This is a genomic window from Ancylomarina sp. 16SWW S1-10-2, from assembly GCF_009669305.1.
GTDB lineage: Bacteria > Bacteroidota > Bacteroidia > Bacteroidales > Marinifilaceae > Ancylomarina.
Map to the genome: position 1 here is coordinate 1 of NZ_SADB01000315.1, position 389 is coordinate 389.

At 40.6% G+C, this 389-nt stretch carries 1 protein-coding gene; it reads right to left on the reverse strand.

Translation table 11 applies throughout. From position 1 onward, the window contains the following. Nucleotides 1-90: 90 nt before the first annotated feature. Nucleotides 91-389: TrkA C-terminal domain-containing protein (locus tag EMN46_RS19355; RefSeq protein WP_304505454.1), on the reverse strand; the 299-nt coding region annotated here is incomplete at its 5' end.

Consider the following 389-nt stretch of genomic DNA (forward strand, 5'->3'; position numbering starts at 1 on the left):
AGGAATTAACGTTATGCTAAATAACATCAATAATAAGCCGAGGACTCGAGAAACGATGGCAAAATGCATTGACTGAAGCAATCCCTATAATTAGAAAAATGAAAAGCCGACTTGGAATAACTTTTCAACGTGTTTGGTGTATTGTTTATCAACAAGAAACACAATTACGTGATCACCATTTTCGATCACCGTATCATCATGAGCAATAATAACTTGCTTATCTTTTTCGCCTTCGCGATAAATAGCACCAATGGTTGCACCCTCTGGCAGATCAACTTCCTCTACTTTTCTGCCAACCACTTTCGAACTTTTTGCATCGCCATGTGCAATTACCTCAATCGCTTCAGCCGCACCACGGCGTAACGAATGCACATTAACCATATCGCCGC